Here is a 21,590-nt window from a genome sequence, read left to right on the forward strand (position 1 = left end):
CCTTTTCGCTATGGATAATCAGGATTTATTGACTCGTTTAATTTTAGTCTTTTTACTAATCGTCCTCAATGCTTTTTTCGTAGCGGCCGAATTTTCGCTCGTGTCTGTCCGTCGTACCCGCATCAGTCAGCTAGTGGCTGCGGGAGATGTGCCAGCGCAGACGGTCCAATCTCTACAAAGAAGTCTCGATCGCTTACTTTCCACTACCCAATTAGGTATCACCCTTTCTAGTTTAGCTTTAGGTTGGATCGGGGAGAGTACCATGACCGTTTTTGTGAGGAAATTACTAAGTTTTTTACCCTTTTCCTTAAACTGGCAAAATCTTCTCTCCCATGGTTTCTCTCTTTGTCTAGCTTTTTTAATCGTGGCCTATCTCCAGATAGTTTTTGGGGAACTTTATCCCAAATCCCTCGCTTTAATTTATGCCGAACCAATGGCGCGATTATTAGCGGCACCTATTGGCGTTATTTCCCGAATTTTTAAGCCTTTTATCGGTATTCTTAACCAATCAACTCGTTTTTTATTGGTTTTAACCCGTATCCCCGAAGTAGATCTACAGCGTTCTAGTCGGGTAACTTCCGAGGAATTACAATTAATTATCAGCATGGAAGGGGAATTAACGGGATTAGAAGCAGCGGAAAGGAAAATTTTAAATAATGTTTTCCAGTTTAGCGAAATCACTGCCGCGGAAATCATGGTTCCCCATAACCGTTTAGTAGCTATTTCCTCGACCGCAACTTTTGAGGAATTATTGCTCCAAGTAGTTAACAGTGGCTATTCTTGTTATCCTGTGGAAGGAGATTCCGGTGATGATATCCGTGGTCTGATCGATTTTAAAGATTTAGCTTTACCCCTTGCTCAGGGTCAGTTAAATTTAACAACCCCGATTAAACCTTGGTTAAAACCTGTGCGTTTTTTCCCCGAAACCACTGCTTTAAATGAATTACTAACAGTGATGCGGGAATCATCCTTAAAGATGGTTATCATTGTCGATGAATTTGGCAGAACAGCCGGTTTATTAACCCTAAAAGATTTAATCGGTGAGATTCTGGGAACTTTTTCCCCTAGTGATGAATCAGGAACAGTAAAATATCAACTCCTCGATGAATCGACTTTTCTCGTACAAGCACAAATGAATTTAGAGGACGTGAACAAAGCATTAAATTTAAGTTTACCCTTGGCCGATGAATACCAAACCCTAGCTGGTTTTGTCCTCCATCATTGGCAAAAAATACCGAAGGTGGGAGAACAATTATATTACCAAAATTTAGAATTTACCATCATTTCTAAGGTCGGCCCTCGCTTGGAACAAATTAAGATTTATCGGCAACAACTATCCTCATGATATAAACAAGAAACAACTTTTCTCATTTATCCTTCTTGATTGTTAATCGAGTCAATAGCTGCCCACTCCTGTCACCATGAAACACCTTTTGACACTCCTCCCCCTCAGCTTGGGATTAATTGCCCTCACCCCCGCAAATTTGCCCCTAGAACGTTTTGAAATCTCACAATTAGGAACATCTACGGGATACGATGAACGACTGCTAACGGACAAAAAAACCCTCCTACAAGCGATCGATCATAGTTTACGTTATCTGAATAGCTCGGCGGCGATCCGCGCCTATCAAAATTATCCTATTCCTGAAATAAATCGTCAGCGAGTGCAGCGTTCCTTAGTCCGTTTTCGTCAATTAGTGCAGAATTCTCCCACTCCCGCAGCTCTACAAAAGGCAGTTAAAAAAGAATTTATTTGGTATCGTTCTTTGGGTAATGATAGCCAGGGAAATGTTAAATTTACTGGTTATTTTGAGCCAATTTATCAAGCAAGTCGGCAAAAAACCGCCGAGTATAAATATCCTCTTTATCGCCGACCTGCTAACTTTTCTCGCTGGTCAAAACCCCATCCAGCTAGGGTAGAATTAGAGGGAAAAGATGGTTTACTGGGGGAAAATAGCCGTCTCTCGAGATACGAATTAGTCTGGTTAAAAGATCGCTTAGAAGCTTATTTAGTTCATGTGCAAGGTTCGGCGAAATTACGTTTACCTAATGGTCAAATTATGAGCATCGGTTTTGATGGCAATACCGAGCATCCCTACACAAGTCTGGGAAAAGAAATGATTGCCGATGGTATTTTTCCTGCTGAGGGTTTAACCTTACCAATGGTTTTGGATTTTCTCAGAAATAATCCTGAGCAATTAAAGAATTATATTCCCCGCAATAATCGGTTTATTTTCTTTCGAGAAACCCACGGCGCAGCTGCCACTGGTAGTATTGGAGTTCCGGTTTTACCGGAAAGATCGATCGCTACAGATAAAAGTATTTTTCCCCCCGGTGCTTTAGCAGTAATTGAGACAGAAATTCCCCAGGGAAATCTTAATAAAAAATTAGTTAGTCGCTATGTTCTCGATCAAGATACTGGCAGTGCGATTAAAGGTACTGGGAGGGTAGATATTTTTATGGGAACAGGAAAAAATGCGGGTGAGCGAGCCGGTTTAATTAATACTCCCGGTCAATTATATTATTTATTATTGAGGGAATAGGAAATAGTATAGGTAGAATTAAGATACAATTCCCAGAATCGGTTATCGGTTATCATATTTAAGGGAGAATTTTAAAAATAGAATGATGGAAAAAAACACAAATATAGATTGGTCGGATTGTGGTCCAATTACTTTAGTAGTCGTGCAGCCGACTTCTTTTTGTAATCTCAATTGTGATTACTGTTATTTACCCGATCGCCACTTAAAAAATACCTTATCCTTAGATTTAATCGAGCCGATTTTTCAGAGGGTTTTTAGTAGTCGTTTTCTCCAAGATGATTTTACCATTTGCTGGCACGCCGGCGAACCGTTAGCAGTTCCCATCAGTTTTTATGAAAGTGCTTTCGCCAAAATTGCGGAAGTTAGCGAGAAATATAATCAGCAGGGTTACTGTTTTCGTCATTCAGTACAAACTAACGCCACTTATATTAACGATGCTTGGTGTCAATTATTTAAAAAGCATGATGTTTATGTGGGAGTCAGTCTTGATGGACCGGCCTTTATTCACGATATCCACCGGCAAAACCGCAAGGGAACTGGCAGTCATGCTGCTACAATGCGGGGGATTTCTTTCTTGCAAAAACATGAAATTGATGTGAGTGTCATCGCTGTTTTAACAGAAGATTCTCTCGACTATCCCGACGAAATTTTTAACTTTTTTTGGGATCATGGTCTTACCGATGTGGCTTTTAATATGGAAGAAACCGAGGGTATTCATTCGCAATCTTCCTTAGATAAATTAGGTATTGAACAACGTTATCGCCAGTTTATCGCCAGATTTTGGGAGTTAGTCACGGCCAAACAAGGAGAATTTAAGCTGCGGGAATTTGAATCGATCTGTAGTTTAATTTATGCCGATGAACGCTTAGAAAATACCGATATGAATCGACCTTTTATGATTGTCAATTTTGATAATCAAGGTAATTTTTCCACCTTTGATCCGGAATTACTATCGATTAAAACCCAACCCTACGGCGATTTTATCTTTGGTAATGTTTTGACCGATTCCCTGGAATCTATCTGTGAAACTGAGAAATTTCAAAAAATTTACGCTGATATGTGCGGTGGAGTCGATTTATGTCGGCAAAAATGCGATTATTTTGGGGTTTGCGGGGGGGGGGCCGGTAGTAACAAATATTGGGAAAATGGCACTTTCAACTCCACAGATACTAAAGCCTGTTTATACCGGATTAAGTGTATCACCGATATAGTTCTTGATCGCCTAGAAAATTTATTAGAAGTTTAAAGATTTTTTTAGCTATCAGTAATCAGTAATCAGTAATCAGTTATCAGTTATCAGTTATCAGTTCACTGATTACTGTTTACTAATAACTTATGAAACAAACCTGATCTAAATAGGGTCTGCTGAATAAATCTAAAAACCTTGTTGGATAAGAATTTTAGACTTTTTTCCCATCAAAAAGTGCCAGACATTGGGGTGATCGGGGGGGAAATTTAGGCACTTTTTCCCTGAAAATTAGGTAATTGACCCCCTGAAAATGGGTAAAACCCTACACCCCACACCCCACACCCCACACCCCACACCCTGCCCCCACGAAAAACTCTTTCAGCAAACCCTAAATACCATTTTTCCAAAGTAACGACAGAGATGGTCATGCCTGCTACGAATAAAGAAAAATGGTATTATTCTTCTTCTAAACTTAATCCTAACGCCTGTAAGCGTTCCGCTAGTCGATCCGCACGTTTCTTTTCTTTATCGGCACGTTTCTTTTCTTTATCGGCACGTTTCTTTTCTTTATCGGCACGTTTCTTTTCTTGACGCATTTGAGACTCTAACTCAACAGTTGTTAAAAATTTCTCTCCATCAGGACGATACAATTCTAAACTAGATTTATTCCAGATAAAACGCACACCTAAACGGGGACTTATCCAGTCATTGATGGGGATAATTTCTCTTAAAGTTTTTCCCTGTCTTTGCCATCCTTGTAAACGACAGCGCATCGGGTTATATAAATAGTATTCTTCTACACTATATGTGTCATAAAACTCTAATTTTCGACTCATCTCTGCTTTTGTATTCTTCGGTGATAGAATTTCAAAAACCACTTGAGGAGCGATATTTTCTTCCTGCCATTGACGATAGGAACCCCTTCGTCCTTTGGGACGGCCAAAAGCTACAATCACATCGGGAGCAACCGGTGAAACCAAAGTAGAACGCAGAGGATACCAGAGTAAATCTCCGGCAATAAACACCTTAGGGTCATCGGCAAAGATAATCTCTAAATTCTCCTTAATTTTGACAATCCACTCATATTGTTCGGTATTATCTGCCATCGGTTGACCATCGCTATCGGGGAAAAGAAGATCGTCGTCAATATCAAGATAACTAACCATTGTCTTTTAATTTTAATAGATGGTTGTTTTCTGATTATAGCAAGATAATTATGAATTATGAATTATCAATTATCAATTATTAATTATTAATTATGAATTATGAATTGGGGAGATGGGGTAATGGGGGAGTGGGGGAGTGGGGGAGATGGGGTAATGGGGGAGTGGGGAGGAGGGGAGAAGGGAGAAAAAAGCTGATGGCTGACAAAAGGTCTTAAGCGGCGGTTATATCTATTAAAGTCTATATTTATCAAAAAGTTAATTGACTAGAATCTATAAAAGCGTTAGGATTGATGGTGACAAATAGTTGTTATTGAGAAGGGGATAAGAACTTGATACAGGCAACCCTGCACCAGTTAAGGGTTTTCGAGGCTACCGCTCGACACAGTAGCTTTACCAAGGCGGCCGAGGAGTTATTTATCACTCAACCTACCGTCTCAACCCAAGTCAAACAACTCACAAAAGCCGTGGGTTTACCGCTATTCGAGCAAATTGGCAAACGTTTATTTTTAACCGAAGCGGGTCAGGAATTACTGTTCACCTGTCAAGAGATTTTTAATAAATTGGACAACTTTCAGATGAAAGTGGCCGATATTAAGGGAACTAGACAGGGAAAACTGACTTTAGGCGTAATTACTACCGCTAAATACTTTGTGCCGCGATTACTGGGGGCATTTTGTCAACAGTATCCCGGTATCGACATCGCTCTACAGGTGACTAATCACCAGAAACTGCAAGAGCGAATGTTAAATAACGAGGATGACCTCTATATTCTCAGTCAACCGCCGGAAGAAGTGGAACTGTGTTCTCAGTCTTTCCTCGAAAATCCCCTAGTGGTGGTGGCGCGACGAGATCATCCTTTGGTGGGCCAGAAAAATCTGCCCCTTGAGTGCCTCAACCAGCAACCTTTTATTATGCGCGAATCGGGATCTGGAACCCGCCAAGCGGTACAAAAATTATTTAATCTCCACGATATTAAAGTTAAGGTGCGCTTGGAATTAGGCAGTAACGAAGCCATTAAACAGGCTATTTCTGGTGGTTTGGGACTATCGGTACTATCTAAGCATACTCTCATCTCGGAAGGGGAAAACGGCGAATTAGCCATCCTCGACGTGGAACATTTTCCGATTCAGCGCAATTGGTACGTTTGTTATCTGGCCGGAAAACAACTTTCCGTGATTGCCGATGCTTTTTTAAAATACCTGCTGGAAGCTAGTCAAACTATCCCGATTAATGCCTCGTTAAAAAATGGTGACAGCTTATTAGTGAGCCATTAAACCTTAAACTTTAATTCAGGATCATTTTTCTTCTTGAGGTGTTTATATGTTCGAGTCCTTCAGCCAGACTATCTGGTTGGTACCTCTTTACGCCTTTGCGGGCGCACTTCTCGCTCTACCCTGGTCTCCCGGTATTATCCGGCAAACCGGCCCCCGACCGGCCGGTTATCTGAACTTGATCATGACCTGCTGGGCTTTTTTGCATAGCCTTTTTGCTTTAATCGCCGTTTGGGGTCGTCCGCCCCAATCTATAGCATTTAATTGGCTAAATGCCGCAGATTTAAGCATATCTTTAGATGTGCAGATTTCGGCCGTTAATATCGGGGCTTTACTGCTAATTACCGGCTTAAACCTCGCCGCCCAGGTATATGCGATCGCCTATCTAGAAATGGATTGGGGTTGGGCAAGGTTTTATTCTCTCGTCGCCCTCTTTGAAGGGGGTATGTGCGCCCTAGTTATCTGTAATTCGCTATTTTTCAGCTATTGTGTGCTAGAAGTTCTGACTCTCGGCACTTATCTGCTGATTGGTTTCTGGTTCAATCAATCTCTGGTAGTGACGGGGGCGCGGGACGCTTTTCTGACTAAACGGATTGGCGATTTAATCCTGTTGATGGGAGTGGTGGCCCTTTTACCCCTGGCGGGAACCTGGAACTTTGACCAATTAGCACAATGGGCGGCTACAGCCAATTTAAACCCCAATGTGGCTAATTTACTCTGTTTAGCCCTGATTGCAGGTCCAATGGGCAAATGCGCTCAATTTCCCCTGCATTTATGGCTAGATGAGGCCATGGAAGGACCGATGCCAGCGACAATTCTGCGGAATACGGTCGTCGTTTCCACCGGCGCTTGGTTATTGGTGAAATTAGAGCCAGTGCTGCAATTATCGCCCTTAACCTTGCAAGTAATGATCATTGTTGGCTCTGTTACTGCCATCGGTGCGGGGTTAATTGCGATCGCCCAGATCGATGTCAAGCGCTCCCTCTCCTATTCCGTCAGCGCCTACATGGGACTGATTTTTATCGCTGTGGCCACCGGACAAACGGAAACCGCTTTAGTGTTACTCTTTACTTATGCGATCGCTATGTCCCTGTTAGTCATGGTGGTGGGTAACATCATTTGGAATAATATCAGCCAAGATTTAAGCCAATACGGCGGTTTATGGTCCCGTCGTCCCGTTTCTGGTATTTGTTATCTCGTCGGTGCCGCTAGTTTGGTCGCACTGCCTCCCTTTGGTGGTTTTTGGGCATTAGCGCGCATGGGCGATCGCCTCGCAGAAATCAGTGGTTTACTGTTATTAGTGCTATTGTTGGTCAATGCTTTAACTGCTTTTAGTGTCACTAGAGAATTTTGCGTTTTCTTTGGCGGTAAAATCAAACCAATGACCCTGCGCTCTCCGGAAGCTCTTTGGCCCTTAGTTATCCCCATGACTGTGACCATGGGTTTCGCCCTTCATCTGCCGATTTTATTAGCGCAATGGCATTTATTACCAAGTAACTTAAATCTGGGAGTGGCTTTTCTCTTGGTGCTTTCCACTGCTGGGGGCGTAATTCCGGCAGCCTATATTTATCTGAATGAAAATATCTCCAAACCGATCGTTTTTCAACCGAAAGCCCTTCAAGATTTCTTTGCCAACGACCTTTATACGGCCCAATTGTATAAAGTCACCATCGTTTTTGTCGTCGGATTAATCTCGCAAATTATTAACTGGATCGATACCTTTCTGGTGGATGGCATCGTTAACCTGGTGGGATTAGCCACGGTTTTTGGTGGTCAGAGTTTGAAATATAACGTCTCGGGCCAAACCCAATTTTACTTTCTGTCGATTATTTTGGGGGTGGCTTTGATTGGTATTATCATCTGCTGGCCCCTACTAGCACAAATTTCTCTAGTTTTCAGTTAAAGATTTGATAACTTAGGCTTTTCTTTAGCATCCCTAGCCCTGACAATAGGATTTGTCCTGATTATATGGAAACAATTACCTATGTTCAATACCTCTCGTCGCCAATTAATCCGTTATGGTGGTGGTTTTTTGGGAACCGGTCTGGCCGCTACTGTTTTGGGTTCTCAGTTGTCCCAAACTAACGCCCAAACTGCTGTTAATTCTGAGCCATGGCTGACCGCTCAAAATCAAGGATTGAACCCAGACCAGGCCTTAACTATGCTCATGGAAGGCAATCAACGTTTCTGGGAACGAAGAAAAAAAAGTCCTAACCGCGATCAAGCTCGACTCACAGAAGTGGCCGAAAGTCAAGCCCCTTTTGCGGCAATTTTGGGCTGTGCCGATTCTCGCGTGCCGGCAGAAATCGTTTTTGATCAAGGATTAGGAGATCTATTTGTTTGTCGGGTAGCGGGAAATTTAGCCACTTCCGAAGAAATTGGTAGCCTCGAATTCGGCACGTTGGTGTTAGGAGCTAAGGTAATTGTTGTCCTCGGCCATTCTCGTTGTGGAGCGGTAAAAGCCACCATTGAAGGGGGTCGTTTCCCTGGACAAATCGGTCGTTTAATCGATGGCCTACAGGTGGGAGTTGATCGGGCCGAAAGACAACCCGGTTCCAACAAACTTGAGCGAGCAATTAAATCCAATGTTATCTATCAAGTAGAGAAATTGGGCAAATCCCCGGTCATGGGTGATTTAGTAGATAAAAAACAATTAAAAATTGTTGGAGCCTACTACGATCTCGATACCGGCAAAGTGAGTTTAATTTAGTCAATTCTAGATTAGTCATCGTGTCGGTTGGCTAATCCTTTTCTCATCCCAGTCATTATAAATTCGATCGATACCAATATGCTCAGTACCCTGCTTTGGTTGCCAATAATTGGAGCAATTATCGTCGGTCTTTTCCCCGATAAATTTGCCCCAGCAAAATTACGTCAAATTACCCTCTTTTTTGTTGCCGCCGTCCTCTTTTGGTCTTTATATCTGCTGACCCAATATAACTTAACCAGTAATGGCTTTCAATTTTCTGAATACCGCGAATGGGCAAAACCAATCGGTTTAAGTTATAACCTCGGAGTCGATGGTTTGTCCTTACTGTTAATTATTTTAAACTGTTTCTTGACAGGAATAGCTATCTATAGTAGCGAAGAAAAAATAGAGCGTCCCCGACTTTATTACATCCTAATCCTCCTGATTAACGCCGGGGTTTCTGGGGCATTAATGGCCAAAAACCTGCTGCTGTTCATCGTTTTCTATGAACTAGAATTAATCCCCTTTTATCTGATGATTGCTATCTGGGGAGGCGAAAAACGTGGCTATGCTTCGATTAAATTTCTTCTCTACACTGCTGTCTCCGGGTTATTAGTCCTAGCGGCATTTTTAGGCATAGGTTTCCTCAACGGTGGTACTTTTGACTATTCCTCCCTCTCCACCGCCGATTTCTCCCAAAAAACCCAGTTACTACTCTTAACTCTGCTGTTAGTGGGATTTGGCATCAAAATCCCCCTCGTACCTCTCCATACTTGGCTACCGGATGCCTACACGGAAGCTTCCCCCGCTACAGCCATTTTACTAGGTGGTATCCTCGCTAAACTCGGTACTTATGGCTTAGTTCGCTTTGGTCTGCAATTATTCCCGGAAACTTGGTCTTTAATCGCCCCCGGACTGGCAATTGTCGGCGTTATTAGCGTTATTTACGGGGCCTTGAGCGCTATTGCCCAAAAAGACATTAAACGCATGGTAGCCTACAGTTCGATCGGTCACATGGGCTATATACTGGTAGCAGCCGCCGCCGGCACGGGTTTAAGCGTCCTTGGTGCCGTCGCGCAAATGATTAGCCACGGTCTTATTCTCGCCCTCTTATTCTATCTGGTGGGCATTGTCGAACGCAAAGCCGGAACTAGAGATTTAGACGTTTTAAACGGTTTAATGAACCCAATTCGCGGTTTACCCTTGGTTAGCGCCCTCTTAATTCTCGCCGGTATGGCCAGCGCTGGTATCCCTGGATTAGTGGGATTTGTGGCGGAATTTATCGTTTTTCAGGGTAGTTTTTCCCGTTTTCCCGTGCAGACGGTTCTCTGTATCATCGCTTCCGGTTTAACGGCGGTTTACTTTGTTATCCTGCTTAATCGCACCTGTTTTGGCAAATTGGATAATAAACTTGCCTACTATCCCAAAGTCCTGAAATCGGAAACTATCCCCGCTTTTGTTCTAATGGTATTAATCGTCTTTTTAGGCATTCAACCCAATTATTTAGTCCGTTGGATTGAACCCACCACTAACTCGATGGTTGCCAGCTTATCGGGAGAAGCAAAACCTAGTTTTGTCCTCAAAAAATCTTCGCAAAAGTCCTCAAAAACCAACTGGTTGAATCGGGGTAAATTTTTGAGTAATAGTTAGGGTTGGCTGAATAAATCTAAAAACCTTGTTGGATAAAACTTTTAGACTTTTTTGACCTCAAAAAGTGCCAGCCGAGAGTGATCGGGGCGAAAATTCCGGGACTTTTTTCCTGAAAATTAGGTAATTGACCGTCTGAAAATGGGTAAAACCCTACACCCCACACCCCACACCCCACACCCTGCCCCCACGAAAAACTTTTTCAGCAGACCCTAGTTAGTTATCCCTCGCTGTTTCCGAATTATTGTAACCGCTGCTAATTACTTTACCTAAAACTATGACTGGGACATTAATCAAAGCCAAAATTCCCCCTTCTACTCACGAATTCGCCGACATTATCCATCGTTTAGAAGCGGGTGGATCCATGTTGCCGGATACTCCCGAAAACCTGATGCAAATTATCGGCATTTATAAAGCTTATGCCGTGCCGATGGATTTTTATTGGCGAGATCTGCTCTATATTGCCGAACGAGTTTTCCTCGATCCTTTGCCCTTTTTTAAATATTTTCTGCCCCAAGAATACCTAGACCTACAAAATCATTACGCTGGCGATAATGCCGATTTACGCATCTGGCGCGGCACGGGTTCTGCTCACCCTGAATTGTTAGAATTCATGGATAAAGGTAAAACCAGAAAAATGCCCAGATTAATCCATCATCTTTGGCATGATCGCATTAATATGGAATTTGCTGAAGCCTGTATGCAAGCCATGTTATGGCATGGCCGCGATATGGGTTGGGGTTTATTTGATGCCTATCTTGATTCAGAAGAATATCGCCAAAATGCCGACCGCGCTATTAAGGCCTATTTCAAGAAAAACCCCGTGATGATGAAACTTTATGACCTGTTCCCCGATATGTTCTTGGAACAGGTGCGGATGATGTCCTACTACTCCAATTTAGGACTATTCTGGGAAGTGATGGCCCCGGTATTTTTCGAGATGTCTGATATCTACGATGAAGGCGGGTTTAAAGGTGTTCCTGATGCCATGAATTTCCTCGTTAATGGTATTTTTGCCATCGCTGGCCGGCCGATTTATCATCACGTTTATATTGATGGTCAATGCTACGAAATTATCCCCAAATCAAAGGCTTTTACTTGGCTTTATGAAGCGGCTTTACCCTATGTGGAAGCGGTCTTTTATCGTACTGCTCCCTTCCGGGGTACAAAGTCCTATAATGCCCAAGCCAAACAGGTTCCCGACGAACAAAAAGACTTTCACTATGGCATTCTTTATGCGGATGTTTTCCCCGTGGGTACTGCGGGAATTCCCCCCACGTTGTTAATGGATGATATGTATCATTTTTTACCCCAATATCTGATCGATTACTATCAGCAACAATGCCGGGGGCAAGATGATATTTTGATTCAATTGGGGATTAGTTTCCAGCGATCGATGTATAATGTTACTTCGGCAGTTATTCAAGCTCTACGCACTGCTTTACTCTATCCCCTCGACGATCCTAATCCCAAACATTTACTCAAAAATCGTCAATTCTTTGAGGCACAAATGGACAGATTTAAACGCCCCGAAGCGCGTCTTAGAGATATCCAAAGTCCTAATTATCGTTGAGGTTTTTTGATTATTTTTCTGGTGGGTTTATCGCCCACCTTTTTTGATATAATGAGATGACCGACACCCAACCTCAAAAAAGATGACCACTTTTCCCATCATCGACAATAACGAGTTTTGTGCGGATGAGGTAAAATTTCCCCCCGGGGATATCTGGAGTGAGGAACCCCCCTTGGAAAGCTACGCTCATTTACAACAAATTCTGATTTTACTTCAGTGTTTAGAATGGTTATGGCAAGAGCGTAATGATTATTTTGCCGCCGCTAATTTGACCATTTATTATAGTCCTAATCAGAAAAAATCTGAGTATTTTCGCGGACCAGATTTTTTTGTCGTTTTGGGAACAGAAAGACGCTTAGATCGAAAAAGTTGGGTAGTTTGGGGAGAAGGGGGCAAATATCCCGATGTTATCGTGGAAATTCTGTCTCCTAGTACCGCCAAAATAGATCGCGGCGAGAAAAAACAAATTTATCAAGATATTTTTCGCACTCCCGATTATTTTTGGTTCGATCCTGAAACCTTAGAATTACAAGGATTTCGGCTAATGGAAGGGCAATATCAAGCAATTGAACCGACGGACAGGGGTTGGCTATGGAGCGATCTCTTAGGCTTATTTCTGGGTATTTATCAACAACAATTACGCTATTTCAATAGGGAGGGTGAATTAATTCCTACCCCCGCAGAAGTGGCTAAACAGGAACGTCAAGAGAAGGTTTTAGCTTTACAACAAATAGAACAATTAAAATCTCGCTTACGCGAGTTAGGAGCCGATTTAGAAGGTATTTAGAGCCGTTTTTTTTCAGTGAAAATAGGAATATTTTCCGTAAATTCCCCCACCCCTAACACCTCACTCTCCTCTCCCATTTAGATAGTCAACAGCTTAGTATTTTTTGCCTCTTGCCTGACTGGGAGTCACAAGTCTAAGCTAAGAATAGCTTGCCAACCCGTCCCGACCACCGGATAACTGATAGAATGAATGATTCTAACGCTAATTCTCCCGCTCAATCCTCAGAAGAGACAATAGATGAAACCAATTGGGTAGATCTGGGGGAAGAGGAGAAACCCCTAGATAAACCCACTGCCAAACCTATCCAACCATCTCCTCTCAAGTCTATCGCTACCCTGATCACGGTGGAGACGGCTTTTTTGGCCAGTGCTACCAGTTTAATCTGGTTAATTGACTATTATTTTCCCCTCGGACCGTTATTAAGGGTTTTCTTCCCGATTCCTATCGCTTTAGCCTATTTACGTTGGGGCGCTCGTTGTGCTTCCATGACAGCATTAGTTTCCAGTTTACTTTTGTCGGTGTTAATGGGACCGACTCGCAGTATCGTCTTTTTGATTCCCCACGGCTTGATGGGGTTACAATTGGGGCTATGCTGGCGCCGGGGTGCGCGCTGGGAATTTTCTATCTTGACTGGGGGACTGTTGGGTGCTTTTGGTTTCTTCTTTCGTTTTTGGCTGTTTTCAATTCTTTTAGGCGAAAATCTCTGGTTATATGTGATTACCCAAGCGACTAATTTTATCGATTGGATTTTCACCCAGTTAGGGATTCTCGCTAAACCGACGCTGCTGCAAGTGCAATCGATAGCAGTTGTGGGCATATTTGTCAATAGTTTATTATACTTATTTGCCGTGCATTTAGTGGCGTTATTAGTTCTTGATCGCCTCGGTAATCCGATTTCTCGTCCGCCCAAATGGGTGCAGGTCATACTAGATTATGAGTGATTATTTAGCGCTTTATCGTCAGTATCTCCAGTCAATTAATCCGGCACTGGATGGAGAGTTTTTAATCGCAGAAAATCTATCTACTAATTGGGATGAACCAGAAACGGCTTTAGATTTTCATAACTGTGCGGTGATGGCTTTAATTGAAGCGGAAAATTCCCCAATGCGATCGATGTATGTGGAGATGGCTTTTCAATCTCTGCAAAGAGTCCTAGAAATGGCGGTTTATCCCCTTGCTACTGCCCATTTAGCTCTAGTTTATTATCTAGTAGGCGATCGAGATTTAGCGGCACAAAATGCTTTTAATGCTTTAGTCCAAGTGCTATCATCGGTGAATGCTAATTATCCCCCGGGGTTAATTTATTATTTTCCTGCCCATAACCGACAGGAGTTATTAAGGGATTTATTGGAAACCGCTAATTATAGCGAGCAGACCTTGTTTTTATCTACAGAAATATTATATCGCTCATCCCTGGCTTTTTATAATCAAAATGGGGTAAGATTTTTGGAATTAGCTAATCATGTTAACCCCAATTCTTGTCATCTCAATCGTCAATTAGGTATCGCCAAATTAATTAATCAACAGCTAGAAGGTTTATTTAATCTCCATCGCGCCGTTAATCTCGATCCGGAAGATGCTGACAATTTGCAAGCTCTTTATTTAGCCTATCGGGGATTAGGACAACAACAATTAGCTAATTTTTGGTTAGAAACAGCGAAAGTAACGGGGAAAAGTTGGACAAATTTAGATATAAATCAGCCCTTTACCTATCTCGATTTTGATCGGGATATTACCCTAGCTGTAGAAGCAAGTTTTCGCAGTTTTGTCACGGGAGTTTTACTCGCCCAAGGGGATTGGTTTGAAGCAGAAATGGAATTTTGGCGCCATAGTATTAGGGAAGGAATGACGGTTATTGATGTGGGGGCAAATGCCGGAGTTTATACTTTTAGTGCCGCTCATCGAGTCGGAAAAACGGGAAAAGTTATCGCTATCGAACCTTTTTCCCAATGTATCCAGTTGCTAGAAGAAACCTGTCGGGTTAATCAATTTTCTTGGGTTTATCCCTGTCGAGGAGCAGCCAGTAATCAAGGGGGAAATGTTTATTTATCCCTGTATCAAGCTAGTGAATTAAATGAAGTCGTTACCGATGCAGCCCAATTAAAGTCAGACAATTACGAACCAGTTCCCTGTTTTACCCTCGATAGTTTAATTGATACCTATCAGTTAGAAAGGGTGGATTTACTCAAAATTGATGCGGAAGGCCACGAAGTACCGGTTTTAGAAGGTAGTCAACTTTTAATTGAGCGTTTTGCCCCGATTATTCTCTACGAAAATATTGCCGCTAATCAAGGCAGTAATTTAGCTGTGGCCCGATGGTTAGAGGGGAAAGGTTATCGACTATACCGTTATCGTCCCTACCTGCAAGAATTGCTAGAAATCGAGTCAGAAGCCGATTTACAGGGAATTTTGAACGTTATCGCCTTGCCTGAACGGGAATTAAGGGATTAAGGAAACCGTCAATCCGGTCATCTCATGAATAATCCTAGCTGGACTAGCGGGTTAATTAATTCTTTAGAAAGCCAAAAGGAGATAAAAAGAAAATTTTAGCCTAAAAAGTCAGCTATATAGCTTTTTAGGTCTATTTTATTGCCTATCATTGCTCCTGAATCCTGAATTCTAGCTATTGACTCCTTTCTTGCCCCGAAAAATTTATCTTGGTCAGGGGATCATCGTCTTGTCAGAGAGTGACCGAGTGAGTTATAGTCGTCTATAAGACTCGATTAAAGCATTTCTTAAAAGAATCGTGGTTTTTGGAAAATCGAAAAGTGCGCTATTTTCCCTTCCACAGAAACCCGTTGCCGAGGGGAGTAACTCAAAAACTCCTTTTTTCCTAGATTCTGATAGACAGAACCGGCGGAAACGGATAAAAAATGCTGTTATCGAGCAAGACTCAGGGATTAATTGAAAATCTCGTCTCCTGGCTGTGCTTACCTAATTGTGGGTCAAGCCGGCAGTTGCCAAACAGACTTAACAACTGAAACCAAGACTCAGTTCCCACGTCTGAGAGGCAGATGAACATCAAGATGAGGCTTTAACGATGCGGACTCATCTTCTTAGAACTTTCTTAACAAGACCAGATTTCCAGAAGTAGCCTCAAAGCATAGACAAATAGCCCATGGTCCGTCGCTTTTGAAACCGAAAGATTGAGGAAATTGAATGCCAAAACAAATAATCATAGCCGAACAACACCATATAGCGGCTGTTTTTTGGGAAGATCAAATTCAGGAATTAGTTGTAGCCACAGGTAATCAGCAGGTGGCCGACATCTATCTAGGATTAGTAGAAAATGTCATCCCCGGGATAGATGCAGCCTTTGTCAATATTGGCGATGCGGAACGCAATGGCTTTATCCATGTCACCGACCTGGGTCCCTTAAGACTGAAAAAAACCGCCGGTGCTATCACGGAATTACTGGCCCCCCAGCAAAAAGTGCTGGTACAGGTAATGAAGGAACCCACTGGCAACAAGGGACCGCGGCTAACGGGAAATGTCACTCTCCCTGGTCGTTATCTGGTATTGATGCCCAATGGTCGCGGGGTGAATCTTTCCCGTCGCATCCGCAGTGAAGACGAGCGCTCCCGTTTACGAGCTTTAGCGATTTTGGTCAAACCGGCGGGGATGGGGTTGCTGGTACGCACCGAGGCCGAAGGCAAAGCGGAAGAGGCGATTATCGAGGATTTGGAATTTCTGCAAAAACAGTGGGAGAGCATCCAACAGATGGCCGTCAGCACCAGGGCCCCGGCCCTGCTTAACCGCGATGATGACTTTATTCAAAGGGTTTTGCGGGATATGTACAGTGCCGATGTCAATCGCATTGTTGTGGATAACCCGGTGGCGGTAAAACGAGTTAAACAGCAATTGACGAACTGGGGCGGCGGCAAAGCTCTCGAAGGGGTTTATATCGACTCCCATCGGGAAACCCAGCCAATTCTCGACTATTTCCGGGTTAACGCTGCCATTCGCGAGGCCCTCAAACCCCGGGTTGATTTACCCTCCGGCGGCTACATTATCATCGAACCGACGGAAGCTTTAACGGTAATTGATGTTAACTCCGGTTCCTTTACCCGTTCGGCCACGGCCCGAGAAACCGTACTCTGGACTAATAGCGAGGCCGCCACAGAAATCGCCCGACAACTGCGCTTGAGAAATATCGGCGGTGTGGTGGTGGTGGACTTCATCGATATGGATTCCCGTCGCGACCAGTTGAAACTGCTGGAATTGTTTAATAAGGCCCTGAAAAGCGATAAGGCCCGGCCCCAGATTGCCCAATTATCGGAATTGGGGTTAGTGGAATTAACTCGTAAGCGTCAGGGGAAAAACATTTATGAATTATTCGGCAAAACCTGTGACCATTGCGGCGGACTGGGCCATTTAGCCCATCTACCCGGAGAAGGCAACGCCATCGCCCTAGAAACCCCCACCGTTAGCCGCGCGGAAAAAGAAACCTTTATCGTCGCTCCGACTAATACAAAAGTTCTACCCGATAAGAGCGCTCCTAGCGTTGCGGCGGCCGAACCCTATCTAGAAGTTTTCTCCGAATTTGAGGCCGAAGAAAACGCCCAAGGGATGGATCTTTCCTTCCATCCCAACTATCAAGAACAGGTTAATAATTCTCGCCGTCGCCGTCGCCGTCGTCCCTCGGAACTGTTACTAAAAGAGGAACGGAGCGAAAAAGCCTCTACTAACGGTGTTAACAACGAAATCGAGCCGGAATCAGAACCCCAACGCTTTGAGGAAAAACGAGAACGCCCCGCCCGTCTCTCGAAACGGGGAGAAGATGCCAGCGCCGCCAAAAATATCCCCGTCAGCGAACGGGAGCGGGTTTCCGTGGAAATGACCCCGGTAGAACAGGAAGTTTATTCTTTAATGGGCATTTCTCCCCTGATTCTGGTGGATAAGGAGTTTAAAGACCCGAAATCGGTGATTGTTTCCGTGAAACTGGCAGGGGAAAGAGAAGCGGAAAACCCAGAAATGCCTGTTACTCCTGAAATATCCTTGACTCCTACCCTAGAAGTCGAGGACACCCCGGTAGAAGCGACGGAAACCGGCGAGGAAGCCGAAAATCGTTCCTTGGTGCGCCGTCGTCGTCGTTCCACCACTAGCGAAGTTAGTCAGGAAATCAACCAAGAAGCTAGTCCACCAGTGACTTTTACGCCCGAACCGATTACGACCGAAACTCCAGTTTTTCTGGGCGAAGTCATTCCTTTAGAGACCCCGGTGAGCGCCGAGGTGACAGAGGAGCCACAACTAGAGGCTGAAACCGCGGTGCTGCGTCGTCGTCGTCGTCGTTCCTCCGCCACTGTCGATGAGTCATGAGCGCAGAACCCTTAATTGCCGGTGTCGATGAGGTGGGGCGCGGGGCTTTATTTGGCCCCGTGGTGGCGGCGGTAGTGGTCACTGTCCCCTCTGGTTTTGCACGGCTGTGGGAGTTGGGGGTGAAGGATAGTAAGCAACTTAGCCCCCAAAAACGGCAAAAGTTGAGCCGGCAAATACAACGGGATTTTGTTTGTCGCATCGGTTATGCTACGGTGAAAGAGATCGATCGCTTGAATATTTTTCATGCCTCCCTACTGGCGATGAGCAGAGCTATCGGGAAATTACCCCTTTCCCCCAGTCTCTGCTGGGTCGATGGCAAGCACATTATTAAAGATTTGTCAATCCCCCAAAAGGCGGTAATTCAGGGAGATCAACAATCCCCGGTAATTGCGGCGGCTAGTATCGTGGCCAAAGTCTGGCGCGATGACTTAATTACTCGTTGGCACAGACGCTATCCCGATTATGGACTCGCTCGTCACAAGGGTTATGGCACTGCTCAACACCTAGAAGCGATTGGCAACTATGGACTTACTTCTCAGCACCGGCTCTCTTTTAGTCCCTGCCAACCGCGGTTGGAGCATGACTGCCGAACAATTTGCCCAAGGGTTATCGAAATTTCTTGACCGATAGCCAAAAAATTCCCCTTTTTACCAGAAATAAAAAGGGGAGAAGATATTAGATAGCTTTACGATTCAGCCATCCATTCCGTATGGAAAAACTCACCTCTGGGTTTATCGGTACGTTCATAGGTATGAGCGCCAAAATAATCCCGTTGTGCTTGGGTGAGATTTTGCGGTAAATTGGCCCGACGATAACTATCAAAATAGTCCAAAGAAGAACTAAAAGCCGGGACGGGAATTCCCAACTTATTAGCCAAGACTAACACCTCACGCCATGCTTCTTGGCGATCGAGGATACTTTGCTTAAATTCCGGTGCTAACAACAAATTCGGCAGGCCCGGATTTTCCGCAAAAGCTTTGCGAATTTTATCCAAGAAACCGGCCCGAATAATACAGCCGCCCTTCCAGATCCGGGCTGATTCCGGCAGACTGATATTATATTTAAACTCCTGAGAAGCTTTAGCGATTAAGGCCATACCCTGGGCATAGGAACACATTTTCGAGCAGTAAAGGGCATCACCCACCTTATTCACAAATAGTGCCGCATCCCCCGGATAGGTTTCCCCAGGTCCGGGTAACTCTTTGGCGGCTGCCACCCGTTCATCCTTATAAGCGGACATCACGCGAGCATTAACCGCAGCATAAATAGTCGGAATTGACACCCCCAACTCCAAGGAACTTAACACGGTCCAGCGTCCGGTTCCCTTTTGTCCCGCCGAATCCAAGATTAAATCTACCAAATGATGACCGGTTTCTGGGTCAACATACTTAAAGATATCGGCGGTAATTTCAATTAAATAAGAATTAAGCTCATCGGTGCGATTCCACTCGGCGAAAGTTTCATGTAACTGCTGATTGCTTAGTCCTAGACCATTTTTCAGCACATCGTAGGCTTCAGCAATTAACTGCATATCGCCGTACTCGATGCCATTGTGAACCATTTTCACATAATGGCCCGCACCCCCGGGTCCCACGTAGGTGACACAGGGACCATCATCGACTTGGGCGGCAATTTTGGTTAAAATCGGCTCTAATTCCCGATAGGCGAACTCTGTACCCCCCGGCATCAGGGAAGGACCGTGCAGAGCACCTTCTTCGCCACCACTGACCCCCATACCGACAAAACCGAGTTTAGTGGTCGATTCTAGGTCGCGGGTGCGTCTTTCTGTGTCCTCGTAGAGGGAGTTACCGCCATCGATAATCATATCTCCTTCTTCGAGAAGGGGTTTTAATTGTTCAATCACGGCATCCACCGGCGGGCCAGCTTTTACCATGACCAGAATTTTGCGGGGACGCTCTAAAATTTGGACGAATTCTTCTAAACTATAGGCCGCCTTGACATCCTTGCCGACGGCGCGAGTTTCCATAAATTCTTTAGTTTTGCTGGCGGTGCGATTGTAAACAGCTATAGGAAAACCCCGACTCTCCACATTGAGAGCGAGATTTTCTCCCATGACAGCTAGTCCGATAACACCGAAGGTACGTTTAGTCATAGAAATTCAGTCTCGGCTGATGCGTTCTTCTTCCCCTTTTAGCGCCTACTTTCCCTAAGATAGCTAAACTTTCCCTATTTCTTAAGCCTTGACTAATCAGTGATCAGTGATCAGTGATCAGTAATCAGTGATCAGATTTGGGTTTTCAGTGAGCAGCATTAAGTGAGGAGTGTTACAGCGTTTCTCCTCAAGATGAAGTGTAACCTAATTTGGTATCATCCCCTGACGACTGGCTACTGTTGCCCGTTCCCTAAAACCAGAGACTTCCTACCTCACCATTAAGATAACTGCTATAAATGGCATTCACTGATGACTGAAAAACCCCCAAGCGCAGAAAAATTAATGGTAATGTTAAATTAAATTAAGAAAATCCTCATTCTTCTTATATGCAGTTAACTTGGCTTGATAGTAATTCTTGGTTAATCGAAATCGGGGGAAAACGCCTGCTTCTCGATCCTTGGTTGGTAGGTTCCCTGACTTTTGGTAATTTAACTTGGCTATTTGAGGGCAAAAAAACCGCTAATCATGCCATTCCCCAAAATATCGATCTGATTCTTCTCTCCCAAGGTTTGGAAGATCACGCTCATCCTCCCACTTTACAGGTACTCGATCGCCAAATTCCCGTGGTAGCTTCTCCTAATGCCGAAAAAGTGGTTCGAGCGCTCAATTATACCCATCGCATCCCTTTAAACCACGGCTCTAGTTATATCTTTGACAATGCGATCGAAATTACTGCTGTCCCCGGTTCTCCAGTCGGGCCGACTCTGGTGGAAAATGGTTATGTTATCAAGGAATTAGCGACAAATCAGAGTATCTACTACGAACCCCACGGTTATCATTCTCCTAGCCTCGATTCTCTTGGTAAAATCTCCGTGATTATTACCCCTTTGATTGACTTAAAAATACCTTTCCTCGGACCGGTAATCAAAGGACAAGAAAGCGCCTTAGCAGTCTGTCAACGCTTGCAGCCTCAATATATTATTTCTACGGCTGCCGGTGGTGATATCGAGTTTAAAGGTTTATTGATGGCGGTGTTAAGTGCCGAGGGTAGTCCCGAATCTTTTCAAGAATTATTAACATCCCATGCTTTGCCGACAAAAGTAATTGATCCTCGTCCTTGGCAACCTTTTACGGTGGAATTAGGCGAGTGCGTCCCTGGTTTGAGCTAATCTGAGTTAAGGGAAGAATAGAAAAAAGTTAAAATTTTCTTCCCGATTTTTATCTAAAAAAGTAGAATTTTTGTTATATCTTTGCTGGCTACAGATAACATTAATTGTTTGAAAAAACTGGCTC

The 21,590-nt window shown here is 44.0% G+C and carries 17 protein-coding genes; 14 read left to right on the top strand and 3 right to left on the bottom strand.

Annotation, left to right across the window (positions count from 1 at the left end; all coding sequences use genetic code 11):
• Positions 1 to 10: 10 nt before the first annotated feature.
• The 3 genes from MAE_RS06630 to grrM all read left to right on the top strand — a co-directional run bounded on the left by MAE_RS06630 (position 11) and on the right by grrM (position 3,789).
• Positions 11 to 1,345: a hemolysin family protein gene (locus tag MAE_RS06630; RefSeq protein WP_012264884.1), complete on the top strand. Its 1,335-nt coding sequence runs from the start codon at positions 11 to 13 to the stop codon at positions 1,343 to 1,345.
• Positions 1,346 to 1,421: 76 nt separating this feature from the next.
• Positions 1,422 to 2,543, top strand: coding sequence for a murein transglycosylase A (locus tag MAE_RS06635; protein ID WP_012264885.1), 1,122 nt, complete (start codon positions 1,422 to 1,424; stop codon positions 2,541 to 2,543).
• An 85-nt stretch (positions 2,544 to 2,628) separates the two neighbouring features.
• Complete coding sequence (grrM, locus tag MAE_RS06640) at positions 2,629 to 3,789, top strand: cyclophane-forming radical SAM/SPASM peptide maturase GrrM/OscB (protein WP_012264886.1); 1,161 nt, start codon at positions 2,629 to 2,631, stop codon at positions 3,787 to 3,789.
• A 209-nt stretch (positions 3,790 to 3,998) separates the two neighbouring features.
• Here grrM and MAE_RS33195 read toward each other — a convergent pair whose 3' ends face one another.
• Positions 3,999 to 4,160: a hypothetical protein gene (locus MAE_RS33195; RefSeq protein WP_012264887.1), complete on the bottom strand. Its 162-nt coding sequence runs from the start codon at positions 4,158 to 4,160 to the stop codon at positions 3,999 to 4,001.
• A gap of 27 nt (positions 4,161 to 4,187) precedes the next feature.
• Positions 4,188 to 4,898, bottom strand: coding sequence for a Uma2 family endonuclease (locus MAE_RS06650; protein WP_012264888.1), 711 nt, complete (start codon positions 4,896 to 4,898; stop codon positions 4,188 to 4,190).
• Positions 4,899 to 5,227: 329 nt separating this feature from the next.
• Between MAE_RS06650 and MAE_RS06655 the strand changes: the two genes are divergently transcribed.
• From MAE_RS06655 to MAE_RS06700, 10 genes are all read left to right on the top strand, one after another.
• Positions 5,228 to 6,172, top strand: a complete 945-nt coding sequence (locus tag MAE_RS06655) for a LysR family transcriptional regulator (protein WP_012264890.1) — start codon at positions 5,228 to 5,230, stop codon at positions 6,170 to 6,172.
• A gap of 46 nt (positions 6,173 to 6,218) precedes the next feature.
• Positions 6,219 to 8,072 (top strand): NAD(P)H-quinone oxidoreductase subunit F, encoded by a 1,854-nt coding sequence (locus MAE_RS06660; protein ID WP_012264891.1) that lies wholly within the window; start codon positions 6,219 to 6,221, stop codon positions 8,070 to 8,072.
• Positions 8,073 to 8,153: 81 nt separating this feature from the next.
• Positions 8,154 to 8,879: a carbonic anhydrase gene (locus MAE_RS06665; protein ID WP_012264892.1), complete on the top strand. Its 726-nt coding sequence runs from the start codon at positions 8,154 to 8,156 to the stop codon at positions 8,877 to 8,879.
• A gap of 78 nt (positions 8,880 to 8,957) precedes the next feature.
• Positions 8,958 to 10,508, top strand: coding sequence for an NADH-quinone oxidoreductase subunit M (locus tag MAE_RS06670; RefSeq protein WP_012264893.1), 1,551 nt, complete (start codon positions 8,958 to 8,960; stop codon positions 10,506 to 10,508).
• 274 nt (positions 10,509 to 10,782) lie between these two features.
• Entirely contained in the window at positions 10,783 to 12,078 is a 1,296-nt protein-coding gene (locus tag MAE_RS06675) for a CO2 hydration protein (protein ID WP_012264895.1), read from the top strand.
• Positions 12,079 to 12,160: 82 nt separating this feature from the next.
• Entirely contained in the window at positions 12,161 to 12,865 is a 705-nt protein-coding gene (locus tag MAE_RS06680) for a Uma2 family endonuclease (protein ID WP_012264896.1), read from the top strand.
• Between the two features lie 185 nt (positions 12,866 to 13,050).
• Positions 13,051 to 13,806 (top strand): DUF2232 domain-containing protein, encoded by a 756-nt coding sequence (locus MAE_RS06685; protein ID WP_080506943.1) that lies wholly within the window; start codon positions 13,051 to 13,053, stop codon positions 13,804 to 13,806.
• Positions 13,799 to 15,316 (top strand): FkbM family methyltransferase, encoded by a 1,518-nt coding sequence (locus tag MAE_RS06690; protein ID WP_012264898.1) that lies wholly within the window; start codon positions 13,799 to 13,801, stop codon positions 15,314 to 15,316. Before MAE_RS06685 ends, MAE_RS06690 begins: the two co-directional genes overlap by 8 nt.
• A 708-nt stretch (positions 15,317 to 16,024) precedes the next feature.
• Complete coding sequence (locus tag MAE_RS06695; protein ID WP_012264899.1) at positions 16,025 to 18,184, top strand: Rne/Rng family ribonuclease; 2,160 nt, start codon at positions 16,025 to 16,027, stop codon at positions 18,182 to 18,184.
• Entirely contained in the window at positions 18,181 to 18,807 is a 627-nt protein-coding gene (locus MAE_RS06700) for a ribonuclease HII (protein WP_002798654.1), read from the top strand. The genes MAE_RS06695 and MAE_RS06700 overlap by 4 nt, the downstream gene beginning before the upstream one ends.
• 62 nt (positions 18,808 to 18,869) lie before the next feature.
• Here MAE_RS06700 and gnd read toward each other — a convergent pair whose 3' ends face one another.
• Complete coding sequence (gene gnd / locus MAE_RS06705) at positions 18,870 to 20,297, bottom strand: decarboxylating NADP(+)-dependent phosphogluconate dehydrogenase (RefSeq protein ID WP_002798655.1); 1,428 nt, start codon at positions 20,295 to 20,297, stop codon at positions 18,870 to 18,872.
• Positions 20,298 to 20,683: 386 nt separating this feature from the next.
• Here gnd and MAE_RS06710 point away from each other — a divergent pair, with 386 nt between their 5' ends.
• Positions 20,684 to 21,466 carry an MBL fold metallo-hydrolase gene (locus MAE_RS06710; RefSeq protein ID WP_012264900.1) on the top strand — a complete coding sequence of 261 codons (783 nt, stop codon included), beginning with the start codon at positions 20,684 to 20,686 and terminating at the stop codon, positions 21,464 to 21,466.
• Positions 21,467 to 21,590 lie beyond the last annotated feature (124 nt).

It is taken from the genome of Microcystis aeruginosa NIES-843, from assembly GCF_000010625.1.
Taxonomy (GTDB): domain Bacteria; phylum Cyanobacteriota; class Cyanobacteriia; order Cyanobacteriales; family Microcystaceae; genus Microcystis; species Microcystis aeruginosa.

Coding starts and splice junctions, on each gene's coding strand:
- MAE_RS06630 (WP_012264884.1), top strand. CDS start 11: ATGGATAATCAGGATTTATTGACTCGTTTAATTTTAGTCTTTTTACTA.
- MAE_RS06635 (WP_012264885.1), top strand. CDS start 1,422: ATGAAACACCTTTTGACACTCCTCCCCCTCAGCTTGGGATTAATTGCC.
- grrM (WP_012264886.1), top strand. CDS start 2,629: ATGGAAAAAAACACAAATATAGATTGGTCGGATTGTGGTCCAATTACT.
- MAE_RS33195 (WP_012264887.1), bottom strand. CDS start 4,160: ATGACCATCTCTGTCGTTACTTTGGAAAAATGGTATTTAGGGTTTGCT.
- MAE_RS06650 (WP_012264888.1), bottom strand. CDS start 4,898: ATGGTTAGTTATCTTGATATTGACGACGATCTTCTTTTCCCCGATAGC.
- MAE_RS06660 (WP_012264891.1), top strand. CDS start 6,219: ATGTTCGAGTCCTTCAGCCAGACTATCTGGTTGGTACCTCTTTACGCC.
- MAE_RS06665 (WP_012264892.1), top strand. CDS start 8,154: ATGTTCAATACCTCTCGTCGCCAATTAATCCGTTATGGTGGTGGTTTT.
- MAE_RS06670 (WP_012264893.1), top strand. CDS start 8,958: ATGCTCAGTACCCTGCTTTGGTTGCCAATAATTGGAGCAATTATCGTC.
- MAE_RS06675 (WP_012264895.1), top strand. CDS start 10,783: ATGACTGGGACATTAATCAAAGCCAAAATTCCCCCTTCTACTCACGAA.
- MAE_RS06680 (WP_012264896.1), top strand. CDS start 12,161: ATGACCACTTTTCCCATCATCGACAATAACGAGTTTTGTGCGGATGAG.
- MAE_RS06685 (WP_080506943.1), top strand. CDS start 13,051: ATGAATGATTCTAACGCTAATTCTCCCGCTCAATCCTCAGAAGAGACA.
- MAE_RS06690 (WP_012264898.1), top strand. CDS start 13,799: ATGAGTGATTATTTAGCGCTTTATCGTCAGTATCTCCAGTCAATTAAT.
- MAE_RS06695 (WP_012264899.1), top strand. CDS start 16,025: ATGCCAAAACAAATAATCATAGCCGAACAACACCATATAGCGGCTGTT.
- MAE_RS06700 (WP_002798654.1), top strand. CDS start 18,181: ATGAGCGCAGAACCCTTAATTGCCGGTGTCGATGAGGTGGGGCGCGGG.
- gnd (WP_002798655.1), bottom strand. CDS start 20,297: ATGACTAAACGTACCTTCGGTGTTATCGGACTAGCTGTCATGGGAGAA.
- MAE_RS06710 (WP_012264900.1), top strand. CDS start 20,684: ATGCAGTTAACTTGGCTTGATAGTAATTCTTGGTTAATCGAAATCGGG.